This window comes from Micrococcus sp. KBS0714 (assembly GCF_002008305.4).
GTDB classification, from domain to species: Bacteria; Actinomycetota; Actinomycetes; order Actinomycetales; family Micrococcaceae; genus Micrococcus; species Micrococcus luteus.
Genome location: NZ_CP042169.1, coordinates 865743 through 883318 on the forward strand (window position 1 = coordinate 865743; position 17576 = coordinate 883318).

Annotated in this window: 19 protein-coding genes; 14 read left to right on the forward strand and 5 right to left on the reverse strand. The window is 73.0% G+C overall.

The window, feature by feature from the left end; translation table 11 throughout:
* Nucleotides 1–21 precede the first annotated feature (21 nt).
* The 7 genes from B1A86_RS03960 to B1A86_RS03990 all read left to right on the forward strand — a co-directional run bounded on the left by B1A86_RS03960 (nucleotide 22) and on the right by B1A86_RS03990 (nucleotide 6307).
* The gene (locus tag B1A86_RS03960; RefSeq protein ID WP_036313055.1) at nucleotides 22–576 is read left to right on the forward strand and encodes a F0F1 ATP synthase subunit B; all 555 of its coding nucleotides are present in this window, start codon (nucleotides 22–24) and stop codon (nucleotides 574–576) included.
* Nucleotides 573–1388: a F0F1 ATP synthase subunit delta gene (locus B1A86_RS03965; RefSeq protein WP_078026026.1), complete on the forward strand. Its 816-nt coding sequence runs from the start codon at nucleotides 573–575 to the stop codon at nucleotides 1386–1388. Before B1A86_RS03960 ends, B1A86_RS03965 begins: the two co-directional genes overlap by 4 nt.
* 90 nt (nucleotides 1389–1478) lie before the next feature.
* Nucleotides 1479–3113, forward strand: coding sequence for a F0F1 ATP synthase subunit alpha (gene atpA, locus B1A86_RS03970; RefSeq protein WP_036341407.1), 1635 nt, complete (start codon nucleotides 1479–1481; stop codon nucleotides 3111–3113).
* An 83-nt stretch (nucleotides 3114–3196) separates the two neighbouring features.
* The gene (locus B1A86_RS03975; protein WP_036313050.1) at nucleotides 3197–4090 is read left to right on the forward strand and encodes a F0F1 ATP synthase subunit gamma; all 894 of its coding nucleotides are present in this window, start codon (nucleotides 3197–3199) and stop codon (nucleotides 4088–4090) included.
* A 53-nt stretch (nucleotides 4091–4143) separates the two neighbouring features.
* Nucleotides 4144–5601 carry a F0F1 ATP synthase subunit beta gene (gene atpD / locus B1A86_RS03980; protein WP_073115742.1) on the forward strand — a complete coding sequence of 486 codons (1458 nt, stop codon included), beginning with the start codon at nucleotides 4144–4146 and terminating at the stop codon, nucleotides 5599–5601.
* A 6-nt stretch (nucleotides 5602–5607) separates the two neighbouring features.
* Nucleotides 5608–5883, forward strand: a complete 276-nt coding sequence (locus B1A86_RS03985) for a F0F1 ATP synthase subunit epsilon (protein WP_002857254.1) — start codon at nucleotides 5608–5610, stop codon at nucleotides 5881–5883.
* A 64-nt stretch (nucleotides 5884–5947) separates the two neighbouring features.
* Nucleotides 5948–6307, forward strand: a complete 360-nt coding sequence (locus B1A86_RS03990) for a DUF2550 family protein (protein WP_246836847.1) — start codon at nucleotides 5948–5950, stop codon at nucleotides 6305–6307.
* Between the two features lie 14 nt (nucleotides 6308–6321).
* Here B1A86_RS03990 and nucS read toward each other — a convergent pair whose 3' ends face one another.
* Nucleotides 6322–7017, reverse strand: a complete 696-nt coding sequence (gene nucS / locus B1A86_RS03995) for an endonuclease NucS (RefSeq protein WP_002857250.1) — start codon at nucleotides 7015–7017, stop codon at nucleotides 6322–6324.
* Between the two features lie 52 nt (nucleotides 7018–7069).
* On the opposite strand from nucS, the gene B1A86_RS04000 reads away from it, so the two are divergent.
* On the forward strand, nucleotides 7070–7429 hold the full coding sequence (locus tag B1A86_RS04000; RefSeq protein ID WP_078026028.1) for a hypothetical protein: 360 nt from the start codon (nucleotides 7070–7072) through the stop codon (nucleotides 7427–7429).
* A gap of 33 nt (nucleotides 7430–7462) precedes the next feature.
* Here the strand turns inward: B1A86_RS04000 and B1A86_RS04005 are convergent, their stop codons facing one another.
* A complete protein-coding gene (locus B1A86_RS04005; protein ID WP_078026029.1) occupies nucleotides 7463–8785 on the reverse strand; it encodes an AI-2E family transporter in 1323 nt (440 codons plus the stop codon).
* Between the two features lie 126 nt (nucleotides 8786–8911).
* Between B1A86_RS04005 and B1A86_RS04010 the strand changes: the two genes are divergently transcribed.
* From B1A86_RS04010 to B1A86_RS04030, 5 genes are all read left to right on the forward strand, one after another.
* Entirely contained in the window at nucleotides 8912–9868 is a 957-nt protein-coding gene (locus B1A86_RS04010; RefSeq protein WP_246836848.1) for a co-chaperone YbbN, read from the forward strand.
* Nucleotides 9869–9931: 63 nt separating this feature from the next.
* Nucleotides 9932–10756: an ABC transporter ATP-binding protein gene (locus B1A86_RS04015; RefSeq protein WP_078026031.1), complete on the forward strand. Its 825-nt coding sequence runs from the start codon at nucleotides 9932–9934 to the stop codon at nucleotides 10754–10756.
* Nucleotides 10747–12348 carry a Tat (twin-arginine translocation) pathway signal sequence gene (locus tag B1A86_RS04020; RefSeq protein WP_145930912.1) on the forward strand — a complete coding sequence of 534 codons (1602 nt, stop codon included), beginning with the start codon at nucleotides 10747–10749 and terminating at the stop codon, nucleotides 12346–12348. The genes B1A86_RS04015 and B1A86_RS04020 overlap by 10 nt, the downstream gene beginning before the upstream one ends.
* 23 nt (nucleotides 12349–12371) lie before the next feature.
* Nucleotides 12372–12716, forward strand: coding sequence for a DUF3039 domain-containing protein (locus B1A86_RS04025; RefSeq protein WP_010079007.1), 345 nt, complete (start codon nucleotides 12372–12374; stop codon nucleotides 12714–12716).
* Nucleotides 12709–14529, forward strand: coding sequence for a DEAD/DEAH box helicase (locus B1A86_RS04030; protein ID WP_078026106.1), 1821 nt, complete (start codon nucleotides 12709–12711; stop codon nucleotides 14527–14529). The genes B1A86_RS04025 and B1A86_RS04030 overlap by 8 nt, the downstream gene beginning before the upstream one ends.
* A gap of 53 nt (nucleotides 14530–14582) precedes the next feature.
* Here the strand turns inward: B1A86_RS04030 and B1A86_RS04035 are convergent, their stop codons facing one another.
* From B1A86_RS04035 to B1A86_RS04045, 3 genes are all read right to left on the reverse strand, one after another.
* Complete coding sequence (locus B1A86_RS04035) at nucleotides 14583–15044, reverse strand: GNAT family N-acetyltransferase (protein ID WP_069941948.1); 462 nt, start codon at nucleotides 15042–15044, stop codon at nucleotides 14583–14585.
* A gap of 61 nt (nucleotides 15045–15105) precedes the next feature.
* Nucleotides 15106–15789, reverse strand: a complete 684-nt coding sequence (locus tag B1A86_RS04040) for an isochorismatase family protein (RefSeq protein ID WP_036341312.1) — start codon at nucleotides 15787–15789, stop codon at nucleotides 15106–15108.
* Nucleotides 15790–15792: 3 nt separating this feature from the next.
* Entirely contained in the window at nucleotides 15793–17145 is a 1353-nt protein-coding gene (locus B1A86_RS04045; protein WP_036313014.1) for a nicotinate phosphoribosyltransferase, read from the reverse strand.
* A gap of 64 nt (nucleotides 17146–17209) precedes the next feature.
* On the opposite strand from B1A86_RS04045, the gene clpS reads away from it, so the two are divergent.
* Nucleotides 17210–17572 (forward strand): ATP-dependent Clp protease adapter ClpS, encoded by a 363-nt coding sequence (gene clpS, locus B1A86_RS04050; RefSeq protein WP_002857236.1) that lies wholly within the window; start codon nucleotides 17210–17212, stop codon nucleotides 17570–17572.
* The last annotated feature ends 4 nt before the right edge of the window (nucleotides 17573–17576 follow it).

Genomic DNA, 17576 nt, shown 5'->3' on the forward strand with positions numbered 1-17576 from the left:
TGACCGAAGGATGGTTGAAACATGATCAGCAACGGACTGATCCTCGCGGCGGCTGAGGGGGCCAACCCCCTGATCCCCAACCCGTGGGAGATCCTCGTCGTCGTGGTGGGCTTCGCCCTGCTCATGTTCATCGTCATCAAGTTCATCGTCCCGACCCTCGAGAAGTCCTACCAGGACCGTGTCGAGGCGATCGAGGGCGGTCTGGCCAAGGCTGAGAAGGCCCAGGCCGAGGCGAACGCGATGATGGCGGACTACGAGTCGCAGCTGGCGGACGCCCGCACCGAGGCGAACCGCATCCGCGAGGATGCCCGCACCGAGGCCGCCGAGATCGTGGCCGAGGCGCGCGAGCGCGCGACCGCCGAGGCGAGGCGCATCTCCGAGCAGGCGCAGGCGCAGATCGCCGCCGAGCGTCAGCAGGCCGCCGCGCAGCTCAAGGGCGAGGTCGGCTCGCTGGCCACGACCCTGGCCGGCAAGATCGTGGGCGAGTCCCTCGAGGACGACGCCCGCTCGCAGCGCGTGGTCGACCGCTTCCTGGCTGACCTGGACCGTCACCAGAGCGCAGGTGTCGCCGAATGATGACGGGCGCATCGAGGGACTCCCTGGCCGCCTCCCTGGAGGCCGTCGGTCCGGTGCTGGACGAGGGCGGCGTGGCCCTGGCACGCGAGCTGTTCGGCGCGCTGGACGTGGTGGACGAGCACGGCGCCCTGCGCCGCGCCCTGACCGACCCCGCCTGGACCACCGAGCGCCGTCACGGCCTCGTCGACTCGCTGTTCGGCGCCCGGGTGACCCCCGGTGCACTGCAGGTCCTCAAGGACCTGGCCGGCCGCCGCTGGTCCGCGGAGCGCGATCTCGGGGACGCCCTCGAGACGGTGGCCGTGCACGCGGCCGCCGCGGAGGCCGCACGCGGCGGACACGCGGGCCTGGCCGCCCTCTTGGGCGAGCTGCTGGCCTTCAACCGCACGGTGGAGGACTCGCACGAGCTGCAGCGGGCGCTCACCGATCAGCACGCACCCCTCGAGGCGCGGGCCGCTCTGGCCGGTCGTCTCCTGGGCGAGTCGGCCAGCCCGGCCGGCCGACTGCTGGTCGAGCGCGCCGTCTCGGCCCCGCGCGGCCTGAAGCCGTCCGCCGCTATCCGCAAGGCCGCGGACGCCGTCGCCGAGCGGCAGCGCCAGTGGATCGCCGAGGTGACCGTGGCCCGGCCGCTCGAGGCCGAGCAGCAGGAGCGGCTGGCCCTGGGCCTGCGCCGCGCCTTCGGCCGCGATCTCGTCATGGACGTGACGGTGGACCCCCACGTGGTGGGCGGCGTCCGCGTCCAGGTCGGCGACGACGTCGTCGACGGGTCCATGGCCTCGCGCCTCCACGACCTCCAGCGGCGGATGGCCGGCTGACGCCGGCCCCCGCCCGCATCCGGAACACCCACGAACGTAAGCATCATCGTCACGTCGATGATCACCAAGCACAGAGAGCAGGGACTGCAGATGGCCGAATTGACCATCAACGCTGACGATGTCCGCAATGCCTTGAACGAATTCGCGGCATCGTACGAACCGTCGGGCACCGATCGCACCGAGGTCGGCCGTGTCATCTCCGCGGCGGACGGCATCGCTCGTGTGGAGGGTCTGCCCTCCGTCATGGCGAACGAGCTGCTGCGCTTCGAGAACGGCATCCAGGGCCTTGCCCAGAACCTCGACACCCGCGAGATCGGTGTCGTCGTCCTCGGCGAGTTCCAGGAGATCCGCGAGGGCATGGAGGTGCAGCGCACCGGCGAGATCCTCTCCGTCCCGGTGGGCGATGCCTTCCTGGGCCGCGTGGTGGACCCGCTGGGCCAGCCCATCGACGACCTGGGCCCGATCGAGGCCGAGGGCCGCCGCGCCCTCGAGCTGCAGGCGCCGACCGTGACCGAGCGCAAGTCGGTCCACGAGCCGCTGCAGACCGGCATGAAGGCCATCGACGCCATGATCCCGATCGGCCGTGGCCAGCGTCAGCTGATCATCGGTGACCGCCAGACCGGCAAGACCGCCATCGCCGTGGACACGATCCTCAACCAGAAGGCCAACTGGGAGTCGGGCGACGTCGAGAAGCAGGTCCGCTGCGTCTACGTGGCCGTGGGCCAGAAGGCCTCCACCATCGCCGGCGTCCGCGCCACGCTGGAGGAGCACGGCGCCCTGGAGTACACCACGATCGTGGCCTCCCCGGCGTCCGACCCGGCCGGCTTCAAGTACCTCGCCCCCTACGCCGGCTCGGCCATCGGCCAGCACTGGATGTACGGCGGCAAGCACGTGCTGATCATCTTCGACGACCTGTCGAAGCAGGCCGAGGCCTACCGCGCCGTCTCCCTGCTGCTGCGCCGCCCGCCGGGCCGCGAGGCCTACCCGGGCGACGTCTTCTACCTGCACTCCCGGCTCCTCGAGCGCTGCGCCAAGCTCTCGGACGAGATGGGCGCGGGCTCGATGACCGGCCTGCCGATCATCGAGACCAAGGCGAACGACGTCTCGGCCTACATCCCGACCAACGTCATCTCCATCACCGACGGCCAGATCTTCCTGCAGTCGGACCTGTTCAACGCCAACCAGCGTCCCGCCGTGGACGTGGGCATCTCGGTGTCCCGCGTGGGCGGCGCCGCCCAGGTCAAGGCCATGAAGAAGGTCTCCGGCACGCTGAAGCTGGACCTGGCGCAGTACCGCGACCAGCAGGCGTTCTCCATGTTCGCCTCGGACCTGGACCCGGCCACCCGCCGCCAGCTCGCCCGCGGTGAGCGCCTCATGGAGCTGCTCAAGCAGCCCCAGTACTCGCCCTACCCGGTCGAGGAGCAGGTCGTGTCCATCTGGGCCGGCTCCAAGGGCCACCTCGACGAGGTGCCGGTGCAGGACGTGCTGCGCTTCGAGCGCGAGTTCATCGACCACCTGCGTCGCCACACCTCCGTCCTGACCGACATCGCCTCCACCGGCAAGCTCGAGGACGGCACCGTGTCCGCGCTCGAGTCGGCCGTCGCCGAGTTCTCGAAGGGCTTCCAGTCCTCCGAGGAGGGCGGCGTGCGGGCCGGCCACGAGGAGCATCGCGCGATCGAGCAGGACCAGGTCGCGCAGGAGCAGATCACCAAGCAGAAGCGCTGACCGCCGGTCGGTGAGGGAGCGGTCCGGCGTCGGGCCCCACGGGGACGACGCCGGGCTGCCCTCCCGCCAGGGAAAGGACCACCATGGGAGCCCAGATCCGGGTCTACCGTCAGAAGATCGCGTCGACGTCGTCGATGAAGAAGATCTTCAAGGCGATGGAGCTGATCGCCACGTCTCGCATCACCAAGGCACGTGAGCGCGTCAGCGCGTCGCTGCCGTATGCGAACGCGATCACCCGCGCCGTCTCGGCCGTGTCGAGCCAGCACGACATCGATCATGTCCTCACCACGGAGCCCGAGAATCCGACCCGGGCGGCCGTGCTCATCATGTCCTCGGACCGCGGCCTCGCCGGCGCGTACTCCGCGAACGTGCTGCGCAAGGCCGAGCAGCTCCTCACCCGCCTCGGTGAGGAGGGCAAGGACGTGGACGTGTACGTCGTCGGCCGCAAGGCGCAGACGTACTTCGACTTCCGTGGCCGCGGCTACAAGCAGCTGTGGACCGGTCAGACGGACGCCCCCGTCGCCGAGCGCGCCGCCGAGATCGGCGAGGTGCTCGTGGACGCGTTCCTCACGGACACGGCCGACGGCGGCGTGGACGAGATCCACGTCGTGTTCACCGAGTTCGTCTCGCTCGTGAAGCAGAACCCCCACGTGGTGCGCCTGCTGCCCCTCGAGGTCGTCGAGGAGGAGGCCGCCACCGCCGAGGACGTGCTGCCGCTCTACGAGTACGAGCCGGACGCGGAGGAGGTCCTCGACGCGCTGCTGCCCAAGTACATCGAGTCGCGCATCTTCAACGCGATGCTGCAGTCGGCGGCCTCGGAGCTCGCCAACCGTCAGCGCGCCATGAAGTCGGCGGGCGACAACGCCACGAGCCTCATCAAGGACTACACCCTCCTGATGAACAACGCCCGTCAGGCCGAGATCACCCAGGAGCTCACCGAGCTCATCGCGGGCGCGGACGCGCTCAACAACTCCTGAGCCCGTTCGGGACTCACCAGACTCGCCATCCACACACGATAGAAGTGAGAGAGATGACTGCCACCATCACTGACCAGGGCACCGGGACCCCCACCGGCGGTGCCACCGGACGCGTGTCCCGCGTCATCGGCCCCGTGATCGACGCCGAGTTCCCGGCCAACGCGATGCCGGAGATCTACAACGCGCTGACCACCGAGATCGACCTCAACGGCCAGCGCCGCACGGTCACCTTCGAGGTCGCCCAGCACCTCGGCGACAACATGGTCCGCGCCATCTCCCTGCAGTCCACCGACGGCCTGGTGCGCGGCACCGACGTCGTGGACACCGGCGCCCCCATCTCGGTGCCGGTCGGCGACGCCGTGAAGGGCCACATCTTCAACGTGCTCGGCGAGACCCTGGACATGCCGACCTCGCAGCTGCAGGCCGAGGACCGCTGGCCGATCCACCGCCCGGCCCCCAACTTCGCCTCCCTCGAGGGCTCCACCGAGATGCTGGAGACCGGCATCAAGGTCATCGACCTGCTGACCCCCTACATCAAGGGCGGCAAGATCGGCCTGTTCGGCGGCGCCGGCGTGGGCAAGACCGTGCTCATCCAGGAGATGATCACTCGTGTGGCCCGCAACTTCGGCGGCACCTCCGTGTTCGCCGGCGTCGGTGAGCGCACCCGTGAGGGCAACGACCTCTGGGTTGAGATGGACGAGGCGGACGTCCTGAAGGACACCGCCCTCGTGTTCGGCCAGATGGACGAGCCGCCGGGCACGCGTCTGCGCGTGGCCCTGTCCGCGCTGACCATGGCGGAGTACTTCCGCGATGTGCAGAACCAGGACGTGCTGCTGTTCATCGACAACATCTTCCGCTTCTCGCAGGCCGGCTCCGAGGTCTCCACGCTGCTGGGCCGCATGCCCTCCGCCGTGGGCTACCAGCCGAACCTGGCGGACGAGATGGGCGTGCTCCAGGAGCGCATCACCTCGACCCGCGGCCACTCCATCACCTCGATGCAGGCCGTGTACGTCCCCGCGGACGACTACACCGACCCGGCCCCGGCCAACGTGTTCGCGCACCTGGACGCGACCACCAACCTGACCCGTGACCTTGCGTCCCGTGGCCTGTACCCGGCCGTGGACCCGCTGGCCTCGACCTCGCGCATCCTCGACCCGCAGTACGTGGGCCAGGAGCACTACGACGTGGCCATCCGCGTGAAGCAGATCCTGCAGAAGAACAAGGAGCTGCAGGACATCATCGCGATCCTCGGCGTGGACGAGCTCTCCGAGGAGGACAAGATCACCGTGGGCCGCGCCCGCAAGATCGAGCAGTTCCTCTCGCAGAACACCTACACCGCCAAGCAGTTCACCGGCGTCGAGGGCTCCACCGTGCCGGTCAAGGACACCGTCGAGGGCTTCAAGGCCATCGCCGACGGCGACCTGGACCACGTCGCGGAGCAGGCCTTCTACAACGTGGGCGGCCTGGACGACGTCGAGCGCGAGTGGGCCAAGATCCAGGCCGAGGGCTGATCGATCATGGCTGAGCTCAACGTCGAGATCGTCTCGGAGGAGCGGTCCATCTGGTCGGGCGCCGCGTCGGCCGTGTCGGCGCGCACCGTCAACGGTGAGATCGGCATCCTCCCGGGCCACACCCCGATGCTCGCCGTCCTCGGCGACGGCGAGGTCGTGGTGCGCACCACGGACGGCGGCACCGTCACCGCGCAGGCCCATGGCGGCTTCTTCTCCGTGGACCACGACCGTGTCGTGATCGCCGCGACGTCCGCCCGGCTGGGCGACGCCGCGGCGGCCTGACGCGGCGCGGCAGGACCTGACGGTGCAGGGCCCGGTGCTCATCGCCTCGGCGACCGTGGCGGCAGTGATCGTTCTGTCGGCACTCGCCCTGGTGATGCGGCGCCGGGCCCTCGCCCGTGTCACGGCCGCCTTCCCGGCGGTCCTGGAGCGGGAGGGCCCAGGGCGTGAGCGTGTGATCGGCGTGTACGACGAGTCCCGTCTGCGCCTCACCGGGCGCTGGCGCCTCTCGCGGGAGCGCTGGAGCGCGGATCGGAGCCGCCTGCAGATCGACCGCCTCCCGGCGGACGAGGCCGGCCGGACCGTCCTGGAGCTGAGCGCCGGCGCACGTCCGGTGCGCGTCGTCGTCGACCCCGACGACGCCGGCGCCCTGCGCGCCTGGAGCGAGGCGGGGCCGTCCGCGGCGTCGTCCTTCTGGCGTCGCTGAGCCCGCCCGGCGCCTCAGAACAGGCGGGACTCGGCGTCGTCCACGCCGCGCATCGCGTCGTAGTCGAGGGTGACGCAGCGAATGCCGCGGTCCTCGGCGAGGGTGCGGGCCTGGGGCTTGATCTGCTGGGCCGCGAACACGCCGCGCACCGGCGCCAGGAGCGGGTCCCGGTTCATCAGCTCGAGGTAGCGGGTGAGCTGCTCGACCCCGTCGATGTCCCCGCGGCGCTTGAGCTCGACAGCCACGGTGCCGCCGTCGGCGTCGCGGGCCAGGATGTCCACGGGGCCGATCGCCGTCATGTACTCGCGGCGCACGAGGGTGTGGCCGTCGCCGAGCAGGCTGATCTGCTCGGCCAGCAGACGCTGCAGATCCGCCTCCACGCCGTCCTTGACGAGGCCGGGGTCCACGCCGAGCTCGTGGGAGTCGTCCGCCAGGACCTCCTCGATGAGCACGATGAGCCGGTCGTCGGACTTCTTGGCCTGCACGCGCCAGACCTGCGTCACTCCCTGGTCGGCCTGGTCGGGGGAGGGCTCCTCCACGTGCAGGGTCGCGGGCGGCGACATCCAGTTGAGGGGCTTGTAGGAGCCGCCGTCGGAGTGCACCAGCACCGAGCCGTCCGCCTTCACCATGAGCAGGCGGGTGGCGGTGGGCAGGTGGGCGTTCAGGCGGCCCTCATAGGTCACGGAGCAGCGGGCAATGACGAGTCGCACCGGTCCATCCTAGGCGGACCGCGCCCACCGGCTCGTGTGCCAGCATGGGGGCATGCCCCGTTCGAACCGCCCCCGCCGCTCGTCCGCGCCTCGGCGGAGCGAGCGCGGGGCCTCCGGCGCCTCCCGGCGGTCCCGTCCGTCGCCGGGGCGGTCCGACCCGCTCCAGGAGCTCCTCGGCCTGGACGCGGGCTATTCGCGCCAGTCCGGGTCCGACGGCGGCTGGCACGTCCGGCAGATCCCCGCGTGGCGCGCGGTGAAGGACTACACGTGCCCCGGCTGCGGCCGGGTGATCCGGCAGGGCCAGGCGCACCTCGTGGCCTGGCGCGCCGACTGGATCATGGGGGACGAGGACGCGGGAGAGGACCGGCGGCACTGGCACCCGGTGTGCTGGCGCACCCGCCCGAGCCGCTGACCGCGACGGTCCGGGCCGCGCCGCCGTCGTGGGCTAGCGGGCGTCCTGGCGGGGGATGAAGACCTCGCGGACCAGAAGCGCCAGCGCGGCGGCGAGCGGGATCGCCATGAGGGCGCCGAGGACGCCCAGCAGCGCGCCTCCGGCGATCACCGCGATCACGGCCACGGCCGCCGGCACGGGCACCGCGCGCGCCATGACACGCGGCGAGATGACGTAGGCCTCGATCTGCAGGTAGACGAAGTAGATGGCCGCGAACACGGCGGCGGTCTGCCACGAGGTCAGCAGGCTCACGAGGGTCAGCAGCGTGCCGCCGATCGCGGCGCCCACCAGCGGGATGAACGCCATGAAGGCGGCGATCGCGGCGAGCAGGACGGCGAAGGGGGCGCCGGCGATGGCCAGCGCCGTGAACGCCACCGCGCCGTTGAGGGCGGCCACGAAGGACTGGCCCATCACGTAGTGGCCGACCGAGGAGGTGATCTGCTCGGACAGCGCCTCGATGCGCGGCCGGCGCGAGCGCGGTGCGAGCCGGTAGGCCCAGTACTTCATGTGCGGCAGGGAGGAGAGGAAGTACAGCGTCAGCACGACCACCACGAGCACCGAGAAGACGGCGTTCAGCACGGTCTGGCCGAGGCCGAGGAGCCCGCCGAACAGGTCGGTGATGGCGACGCCGTCGGCGGCGAGGCGCTCGGTCTGGGCACGGACGGCCTCCTGGAGGTGGAACTCCTCGTCGAGCTGCACGAACCATTCGGCCCGCATCACCCCGTCGATGATGGCCGGCAGGTCCTGGACCAGCTGCGTGGACTGCTCGATCACCGTGGGGACCAGGAGGGCGACGAACGCCCCGGCCACGGCGGCCAGGCCGAGGGCGGCCGTGAGCACGCCGACCCAGCGGGGCGCGCCCCAGGACTCGACCCGGCGCACCAGCGGGTCCAGGCCCAGGGCGATGAACAGGGCCGCGGCGATCCACACGATCAGCTGCCCGTTCGTGCGCAGCACCGAGACGATCCCGATGGCCAGGGTCACGCCCACCGCGAGCAGGAAGCCGGTCAGAACGGGGGACTCGAGGGCCACGGCCGCGACCGCAGGATCCTCGGCGCCGTCGGCGGGGTCCGGCTCGGGGTCCACCCGGTCCTCCTCGAGGAAGGGCCGGCGCCGCCGCAGGACCGAGCCCAGGCGGAGCCGTCGACGGCGCCCGGCGGGCGTCGGCCCGTGCGACGGCGGCGCGGCGGCCGCCCCGGCCGGCTCCACGGGGATGCCGCCCACGGGCTGCTGCTCGGCGCCCTCGGGCTCGGCCGGGGCACGGACGTCGGCGACGCTGGGGGCGTCCGGACCGGACGCGGGTTCCTTCTCCTCCACGCGCTCAGCGTACGACAGCGCCCCGGTCCTGACCGCGCCGCGCCCGGGAGGCTACCGTGGTGCCCAGCGACAACGCCCCTCGCCCCGACGACGGGGCGGACCCGGACCGGAAGGATCGTGACCGACGTGACCGCCCAGCCCCCCTCCGACGCCCCGTCCCACCTGCGCGGCGCCGTCGACCTGTCCTCGCTCGGCACCCCGGCCTCGGCCGGGCGCACTGCGCCGGGGGCCGACGCCGGCGCCGGCGGTGGCTCGTGGGTCATCGCGGACGCCGACCAGGGTCTGCTGCAGCAGCTGGTCCAGCTCTCCGCCCAGGTGCCGGTGCTGCTGCACCTGCATGTGCCCGGGGACGCGGCGAGCGAGGCGCTGTACCGGCAGTTCGCGGACGCGGTCGACGCGCAGGCGGGACGGCTCGTACTCGCGCGTCTGGACGTGGCGAAGGAGCCCGCCGTGCTGCAGGCGCTGGGCCTGGGGGCCGGCCCCGCGGTCATGGCCGTGGTGGCGGGGCAGCCGGTGCCGCTGGTCAATCAGGAGGTCCCGGAGGAGACGCTGCGCCAGCTCATGGGGGAGATCCTCGAGGTGGCCCGTCAGAACGGCGTCGCCGGCACCGTGCCCGCGGTCGCCCCGGCGCGCCAGGACGCCGGCGCCGCGGCCGCGGAGGCTCCGCCCGTGCCGCCGCTGCACCGGGCGGCCCACGAGGCCCTCGCCGCCGACGACCTGCCCGGGGCTGTCTCGGCGTGGGAGGCGGCGCTGGCCGACAGCCCCGCAGACGCCGTGGCCCAGCAGGGCCTGTCCGCGGCCCGCCTCATGCTGCGCACCCGCGACGCCGACGCCTCAGCGGTGCGCGCGGCCGCCGCGGACGGCCCGGATGACGTCGCCGCCCAGCTCGCCGTCGCCGACCTGGACGTGCTCGGCGGCCACGTGGAGGACGCCTTCGACCGGCTCGTGCGGTTCATCGCCCTCCACCCCGGCGACGACCGGGAGACGGCGCGCGCCCACCTCGTGGACCTCTACACCGTGGTGGGCACGGACGACCCCCGTGTGCAGGCCTCGCGGCGCCAGCTGGCCGCAGCGCTGTTCTGAGGGACCCACGGTTCATCCCTGAGGAGGACCCGTGACCGCCTGACAGTGGGTAACGTCCCAGGCATGACTCCGCATGCGTCCGAGCCTGCCCCCACCCACCTCGCCGCCGCCACCCGTCGGCGCGCGGTGGACGCCCCCGATCCGGACCTCGCCCTCGTCACGCGCGGGCTGACCCAACGGTTCGGGGACAAGCTGGCGCTGGACGCGCTGGATCTGGACGTCCCGGCCGGGTCGTTCTTCGGGGTGGTCGGGCCGAACGGTGCGGGCAAGACCACGGCCCTGTCGATGGCCACCGGGCTGCTGCGCCCAGACCACGGCCGCGCCTGGATCCACGGCGTCGACGTGTGGGAGCAGCCCCTCGAGGCCAAGCGACGGGTCGGCGTCCTCGCCGACGGCGTGCGGACCTTCGACCGCCTCACGGGCGCGCAGCTCGTGACCTACGCCGGGCTGCTGCATGGCCTCGACGCGGACACCGTGGCCGAGCGGACCGCGGACCTGCTGCGGGTGATGGACCTGGAGGACGCCGGCCGCACGCTCGTGGCCGACTACTCCGCCGGCATGACCAAGAAGGTGTCCCTGGCGGCCGCCATGGTCCACGCCCCGGACCTGCTCGTCCTGGACGAGCCGTTCGAGGCCGTGGACCCGGTCTCCGCCGCGAACATCCGGGACATCCTGCACTCGTACGTGGAGCGGGGCGGCACCGTGATCGTCTCGAGCCACGTGATGGACCTTGTCCAGCGCATGTGCACCCACGTCGCCGTGATCGCGGCCGGAACGCTGCGGGCCGCCGGCACGCTCGAGGAGGTCCGGGACGGGCGCGACCTCGAGGACCGCTTCGTGGAGCTCGTCGGCGGCCGCCACGGCTCGGAGGGGCTGGCATGGCTCTGACGCTCGTCCGACTGCGCTGGACGCTGACCCTGAACCAGTGGCGGCGGTCCCCGTTCACCCTGGTGGTGAGCGTGCTCGGCGCGCTGTACGTGCTCGGCATGGCCGCCGTGGCGGTGACGCTGCTCGTCACGGGCCTGCCCGCCCTGCCGGACGAGGCCCGCGGCGCCACGACCGTGCTGGTCGCCGCCGTCGTGGTGCTCGCCTGGCTCGTCATCCCGCCGTTCGTCACGGGCGTGGACGCCACGCTCGACCCGCACAGCTTCGTGCTCTTCCCCGTTCCGGCCCGCACCCTGATCGCCGGGCTGGTCCTGAGCGCCTTCACGACCCCGGCCGGGCTCGCCACGCTGGCCGTGCTGGTGGGCCTGGGGGCCAGCTGGTGGGACCGGCCGGCCGCGCTGGCGGCGGGCCTGGCCGGGGGCGCGCTCACCGCGGTGACCGCCGTGGCGATCGGCTCCGGTCTCGCCGGCCTCCTCGCCGCCTACGCAAGCCGGCGTCGGGTGCGGGACGTCGTCTCCGTCCTGCTGTTCATCCCGCTCATGCTCGGCGGTGTCGCCCTCTCGCGGGCCGTCGCCTCGTTCGAGGACTTCCTGGCGATCGCGCCCCAGGTCGCCCGCGGCGCGGCGTGGACCCCGTTCGGGGCGGGCCCCGCCGCGGCGTGGGCGGCCGCCGAGGGCCGCGGCGCCGCCGCCGCGCTCCACCTCGCGGTGGCGGCCGCCTGGTGCCTGGCCGCCCTGGCCCTGTGGCACCTGGCCGTGCGCCGCACCGTGGAGCCGGTGGCCGTGGGCGGCGGTGGTTCCCGCCGCGTCGGCGCGGGCGCGGACCCGACGCCGCTGCGCTGGCTGGGCCGGCCGGCCACGGGCCCGCGCACCGCGATCGCGGCCCGCGCCCAGCGCTACTGGCTGGCCGACCCGCGGTACGCGGCCGGGCTCATCATCATCCCGCTCATGGCCGTCGTGCTGTGGTTCACCGGGGGCCTGGCCTCGGGCGGGGGCCTCGGACCGGGCCTGCTGCTGATCCTCGGGCCGATGACCGCCTGGTCCCTGGCCTACTCGATCTCCGCGGACATCGCCTACGACCACACGGCGTTCCACCTGCACGTCGTCTCGGGCGTGCGGGGCGTGGACGACCGCTGGGGCCGCGTCCTGGGCCTGGCGGGCTGGGGCGTGCCGATGATCCTCCTCGTGACGACGGCGACGGTGGCGGCGGCGGGGGACTGGTCCCTGTTGGCGCCGATGCTGGGCCTGGCCCTCGGCCTGTTCGGGACGACCGCCGGGCTGTCCGCCTTCCTCTCGGCCCGCTTCGTCTACCCGGTTCCGAAGCCGGGAGACAGCCCGTTCAAGACGCCGCAGGGCGCGGCCATGCGCACGATGCTCGTCCAGGGCGCCTCGATGCTGGTCAGCCTGGCGCTCGCGGTGCCGTTCCTGGTGCCCTTCATCGTCCGGCTCGCCACCGGGGCCGCCGTGTGGGGCTGGGTGACGGTGGCCCTCGGGTTCGCGTGGGGCGCCGTCGCGCTGTGGCTGGGTGTGCGCCTGGGGGCGCGCTGGTACGACCGCGCGCAGGCCGAGACCTACCAGGCCGTGGCCGCCTTCTGAGGGGCGCGGCTAGACTGGCCCGCATGAGTGTGACCGGCGAACCCGACCTGAACGACCCCTTCGCGCCCGCCGGCGGCGGCACGTCCGTCCTCGAGCGTGAGGAGCTGCGCCAGGAGATCGAGCCGGGCGACCACGAGCGCTTCGCCCACTACGTCCGCAAGGAGAAGATCACGGAGTCCGCCGTCACCGGCGCCCCCGTGATCGCCCTGTGCGGCAAGGTGTGGGTGCCGGGCCGGGACCCGAACAAGTTCCCCGTGTGCCCCACGTGCAAGGAGATCTACGAGGGCCTGCGCGAGCCGCAGGACGGCGGCGACGGCGACGGCGGCGGCAAGCGCGGTGGCTGGTTCGGAGGCCGCGGCCGTGGCTGACGGCCGCTCCCTGACGAGCGGCACCCCGGACGGCAGCGTCCAGCACGACCTGTTCCACATCGGCGAGGACCTTCCCCCCGCCATGCCCGAGCGCGCGGCGTGGGGGACGGCCCCCAAGCTGCGCCAGTGGCAGCAGGAGGCGCTGGAGCGCTACCTCCAGACCGCCCCGCAGGACTTCCTGACGGTCGCGACCCCCGGCGCGGGCAAGACCACGTTCGCGCTGCGCGTGGCCAAGATCCTCCTGGACTCCGGCGTCGTGCAGCGGCTGACCGTCGTCGCGCCCACGGACCACCTCAAGCGCCAGTGGGCGGACAATGCCGCGCGCGTGGGCATCGCCATCGACCCGAACTTCAAGAACGCCGACGGGCGGCACGGCGCCGAGTACCGCGGGGTGGCGCTGACGTACGCCCAGGTGGCGAACAAGCCCGTCCTGCACCGCAACCGCACCGAGGCCGCCAAGACGCTGGTGATCCTGGACGAGATCCACCACGGCGGCGACGCCCTGAGCTGGGGCGAGGGCATCCGTGAGGCGTTCGAGCCGGCCACGCGGCGTCTGTCCCTGACCGGCACCCCGTTCCGCTCGGACACCGCATCCATCCCCTTCGTCCGCTACGAACTCGGTGCGGACGGCATCGAGCGGTCGAAGGCGGACTACACGTACGGCTACGGCCCGGCGCTGCGGGACCACGTGGTGCGCCCGGTGATCTTCATGGCCTACTCCGGGCAGATGCGCTGGAAGACCTCCACCGGCGAGGTCATGGAGGCTCAGCTCGGCGAGGCCGCCACGAAGGACATCACCGCCTCCGCCTGGCGCACCGCGCTGGACCCGGCGGGCGAGTGGATCCCGTCCGTGCTGCGCGCGGCCGACCGCCGGCTCAGCGAGGTGCGCCGCAACGTGCCCGACGCCGGCGGCCTCGTGATCGCCTCGGACCACCAGGACGCGCGCGCGTACGCCGCGCAGCTCGAGGCGCTGACCGGCCAGCGGCCGGCCGTGATCCTCTCGGACGACAAGGGCGCCTCGGATCGCATCGAGGAGTTCGCCGCGTCGGACGAGCGGTGGATGGTGGCGGTGCGCATGGTGTCCGAGGGCGTGGACGTGCCCCGCCTGTGCGTGGGCGTGTACGCCACGTCCACGTCCACGCCCCTGTTCTTCGCCCAGGCCGTGGGCCGCTTCGTGCGCTCCCGCCGGCGTGGGGAGACCGCCTCGGTGTTCCTGCCGTCCGTGCCCGCGCTCATGCTGCTGGCCAACGAGATGGAGCTCGAGCGGGACCACGCGCTGGACCGCAAGGAGGGCGCCGTCGAGGTCGAGGACCTCGAGGACGCCCCCGAGGAGGACCTCATCGCGGAGGCCAACCGGGCCGAGAGCGGCTCGGACGCGCTGACGCGGGAGAAGTTCGAGGCCCTCGAGTCCCGGGCGAGCTTCGACAAGGTGCTCTTCGACGGCGGCGAGTTCGGTCTCGGCGGCGCGGTCGGCTCGGAGGAGGAGCAGGACTTCCTCGGCATCCCGGGCCTGCTGGACGCCGAGCAGGTCTCCGCCCTGCTGCGGCAGCGGCAGGCCGAGCAGATCCAGCGCCGGCCGCGTGCGCAGGCGGCCGAGCCCGCCGACGTCGTGGACCACCGGCGCATGAAGGAGCTGCGCTCAGAGCTGTCGAAGACGGTGTCCGCCTGGGCGACCCGTTCCGGCCAGCCGCACGGGGTGATCCACAACCGCCTGCGGGAAATCTCCGGCGGCCCCGCCGTGGCCCAGGCCTCCCGCGAGCAGCTGGAGAAGCGGCTGAGCACCCTGCGCGGGTGGTTCGTCGGCCGGACCTGAGGTCCGCCGGGCGCGGCGGGCGCCGGCGGGCCGTGCCGACCTGAGCGCCGGGTTCAGCCGTCCCGGGACTGGAAGCGCACGAAGGCGCGCAGCTCGTCGCCCTCCACGTCATGGGACTCGCGGAATCCATGGGCCTCGTAGAAGGCGCGCTGACGCTCCTCGGTGTCCGTGAGCAGCACGTGCTGACGCACCTGGCCGAACCGCGCGAAGACGCGGCGCAGCAGCTCGGAGGCGATGCCGCGGCGCTGGTGTCCCGGATCCACAAGGATGTCCTGCAGGTAGGCGATGGTGTGGCCGTCGGAGACCACGCGGGCCAGACCGACCAGACGACCGCCGTCGAAGGCGGTCACCACCGTGGCCGATCCCTGCAGACCGCCCATGAGCGTGTCCATGTCCGCCGTGTAGGCGGACCAGCCCACGGCGTCGTAGAGGGCGCGGACGTCGTCGGCGGCCGGGATCGCTCCGGAGAGGTAGCGGATGCCGTCCCGGTCTGCGGCGATGGGGGAGTCGGTCATGGCTGCTCTCCTCGTCTGCGTCGGGCACCGGCTCCGGCACGCCCGCCGGGGCCGAACCCGCTCACGAGGTCGCCAGGATGGCCCCGGCGGCCTCCATCTCGTGGAGCGCGGCCTGGGCGGCCGCCTCGTCGACGCCGGCCACCAGGTCGGTCAGCACCGTGACCTCGTAGCCGGCGTCGAGGGCGTCGAGCACGGTGGCGCGCACGCAGTGATCGGTGGCGATGCCCACCACGGTGATGGCGTCCACGCCCTGCTCGCGGAGCCACTCGTCGAGGCCGGGGGCACCGGCCTCGACGGCGGCCGCGGCCACGGCGGTGGCCCCGTACGGGCCGACGGTCCCGGAGGGGCGCTCGCCCGCGGCCCCGGTCGGGACGGCGTCGGGCTCGCCGAGGGCGCCGTCGAAGCCGGAGTAGGCGTCCGTGTGCAGGCCCTTGAGGAACTCGGCGTCGAGGTGCTCGGCGTCCAGGTCGGGATGCAGCTCGGCGCCGGCGGTGCCGGCCACACAGTGCACCGGCCAGGTGGTGCGGAAATCCGGCTCGGCGCCGGTGGCCGCGGCGAAGTGCGTGCCCGGGTCGACGTGCCAGTCGCGCGTGGCGGCCACGGCCGCGTAGGCGTCCGCGTGCTCGGCCAGGTGCTCGCTGACCCCGGCCGCGACGGCGGCGCCGCCGGTCACGCCGAGGGCGCCGCCCTCGCAGAAGTCGTTCTGCACGTCCACGATCACCAGGGCGCGGTTCAGGTTCTCCATGGGTCAGTCCTCCAGGAAGATGGTCGGGATGGCGGGGTCGCCCGGCTGCAGGCGGCCCACCGAGGCGGGCAGCTCGCGCAGGGAGGCGGCGTGCCGCTCGGCGGCGCGGGTGACGGCCTCGGGGCCGGTCCAGCCCTCGGCCAGCTCGCCGGCGTGCACGAAACGGTGCAGCAGGGGACGGTCGTCGGCGTCGGGCGCGGCGCCGCGGTTGACGCCGATCACCTCGGCGGTGGCCCGGCCCCGCGGGTCGCGGCGGCGCGCGGCCTCCTTGCGGCCGCCCCGGCTGGCCTTGCCGGAACTGGCCTTGGCCACGTCCACCCACGTGCCGTCGTCGTCCTGGCGGGCCACGAGCTTGTAGACCATGGAGGCGGTGGGCGCGCCGGACCCGGTGACCAGGCGCGTGCCCACGCCGTACGAGCTGACGGGGGCGGAGCGCAGGGCGGCGATCGCGTACTCGTCCAGGTCCGAGGTGACCATGATCCCGGTCTCGGTGTTGCCCAGCTCGTCGAGCAGCTCGCGCACGCGGTGGGCCTGGATCACGAGGTCGCCGGAGTCGACCCGGACGTTCCGCAGGGCCGGGCCGGCCACCTCGACCGCGGTGCGCACGCCCTGCTCCACGTCATACGTGTCCACGAGGAGGGTGGTGTCCGCTCCGAGCGCGGCGACCTGGGCCTCGAAGGCGGCGCGCTCCGAGTCGTGCAGCAGGGTGAAGGAGTGGGCGGCGGTGCCGACGGTCGGGATGCCGTACCGGCGGCCCGCCTCGAGGTTCGAGGTCGCGGTGAAGCCCGCGATGGCCGCGGCGCGGGCGGCGGCCACGGCGGACTCCTCGTGCGTGCGGCGCGAGCCCATCTCGGCGCACGGGCGGCCGTCCGCGACGGCCGTCATGCGGGAGGCGGCGGAGGCCACGGCGGAGTCGTAGTTGTAGATGGAGAGCAGGTAGGTCTCCAGGATGCACGCCTCGGCGAACGTCGACTCCACCTGCAGGAGGGGGGAGTGCGGGAAGTAGGCCTCGCCCTCGGCGTAGCCCACGATGTCGCCCGTGAACTCGTAGTCGGCGAGCCAGGCCAGCGTGGCGTCGTCGAGGGCGGTGGTGTCCGCGAGGAAGTCGAGCTCGGGCGTGTCGAACCGGAAGCGGGACAGGCCCTCCAGCGCGCGGCCCACGCCGGCCACCACGCCGTAGCGGCGGCCGCTGGGCAGGCGTCGGGTGAACAGCTCGAAGCGGGAGCGGCGGTGCGCGGTGCCGGCCTTCAGCGCGGCCTGGAGCATGGTCAGCTCGTAGTGGTCGGTCATCAGCGCCGTGGGGATCTGCCAGTCGTCGGCGGTCCGCGGGGCGCTGGGCACGGGGTTCTGGCTCACGCGCCCACCCTAGTGGACCGTGGCGGGGCCGGTCCTGGCCCGCCCGCCTCGTACACTGGGGCGCATGTCCGTGCTGACCCGCCACGATCCGTCCGCGCCGCGCGCCGTGCGTCCGGCGCCGGGTGAGTCCGTCCCCGCCGGCGCCACCGACACCGCCCTGCTGGAGCGGCCTCACGAGGACACAGCCCGGGACCGGCCGTGGAACGTCGTGGTGTGGAACGACCCGGTGAACCTGATGAGCTACGTCGCCTACGTGTTCCGCACCCACTTCGGCTACTCCGCCGCCAAGGCGCAGCGGCTCATGCTCGAGGTCCACGAGCGGGGCCGGTCCGTGGTGGCGACGGGCACCAAGGAGAAGGCCGAGCTGCACGTGGGCGCGATGCACGGCTACGGTCTGTGGGCCACGCTGGAGCAGGCGGAGGACTGAGGAG

Coding starts and splice junctions, on each gene's coding strand:
- B1A86_RS03960 (WP_036313055.1), top strand. CDS start 22: ATGATCAGCAACGGACTGATCCTCGCGGCGGCTGAGGGGGCCAACCCC.
- B1A86_RS03965 (WP_078026026.1), top strand. CDS start 573: ATGATGACGGGCGCATCGAGGGACTCCCTGGCCGCCTCCCTGGAGGCC.
- atpA (WP_036341407.1), top strand. CDS start 1,479: ATGGCCGAATTGACCATCAACGCTGACGATGTCCGCAATGCCTTGAAC.
- B1A86_RS03975 (WP_036313050.1), top strand. CDS start 3,197: ATGGGAGCCCAGATCCGGGTCTACCGTCAGAAGATCGCGTCGACGTCG.
- atpD (WP_073115742.1), top strand. CDS start 4,144: ATGACTGCCACCATCACTGACCAGGGCACCGGGACCCCCACCGGCGGT.
- B1A86_RS03985 (WP_002857254.1), top strand. CDS start 5,608: ATGGCTGAGCTCAACGTCGAGATCGTCTCGGAGGAGCGGTCCATCTGG.
- B1A86_RS04000 (WP_078026028.1), top strand. CDS start 7,070: ATGCCCCGTTCGAACCGCCCCCGCCGCTCGTCCGCGCCTCGGCGGAGC.
- B1A86_RS04015 (WP_078026031.1), top strand. CDS start 9,932: ATGACTCCGCATGCGTCCGAGCCTGCCCCCACCCACCTCGCCGCCGCC.
- B1A86_RS04020 (WP_145930912.1), top strand. CDS start 10,747: ATGGCTCTGACGCTCGTCCGACTGCGCTGGACGCTGACCCTGAACCAG.
- B1A86_RS04025 (WP_010079007.1), top strand. CDS start 12,372: ATGAGTGTGACCGGCGAACCCGACCTGAACGACCCCTTCGCGCCCGCC.
- B1A86_RS04035 (WP_069941948.1), bottom strand. CDS start 15,044: ATGACCGACTCCCCCATCGCCGCAGACCGGGACGGCATCCGCTACCTC.
- B1A86_RS04040 (WP_036341312.1), bottom strand. CDS start 15,789: ATGGAGAACCTGAACCGCGCCCTGGTGATCGTGGACGTGCAGAACGAC.
- clpS (WP_002857236.1), top strand. CDS start 17,210: ATGTCCGTGCTGACCCGCCACGATCCGTCCGCGCCGCGCGCCGTGCGT.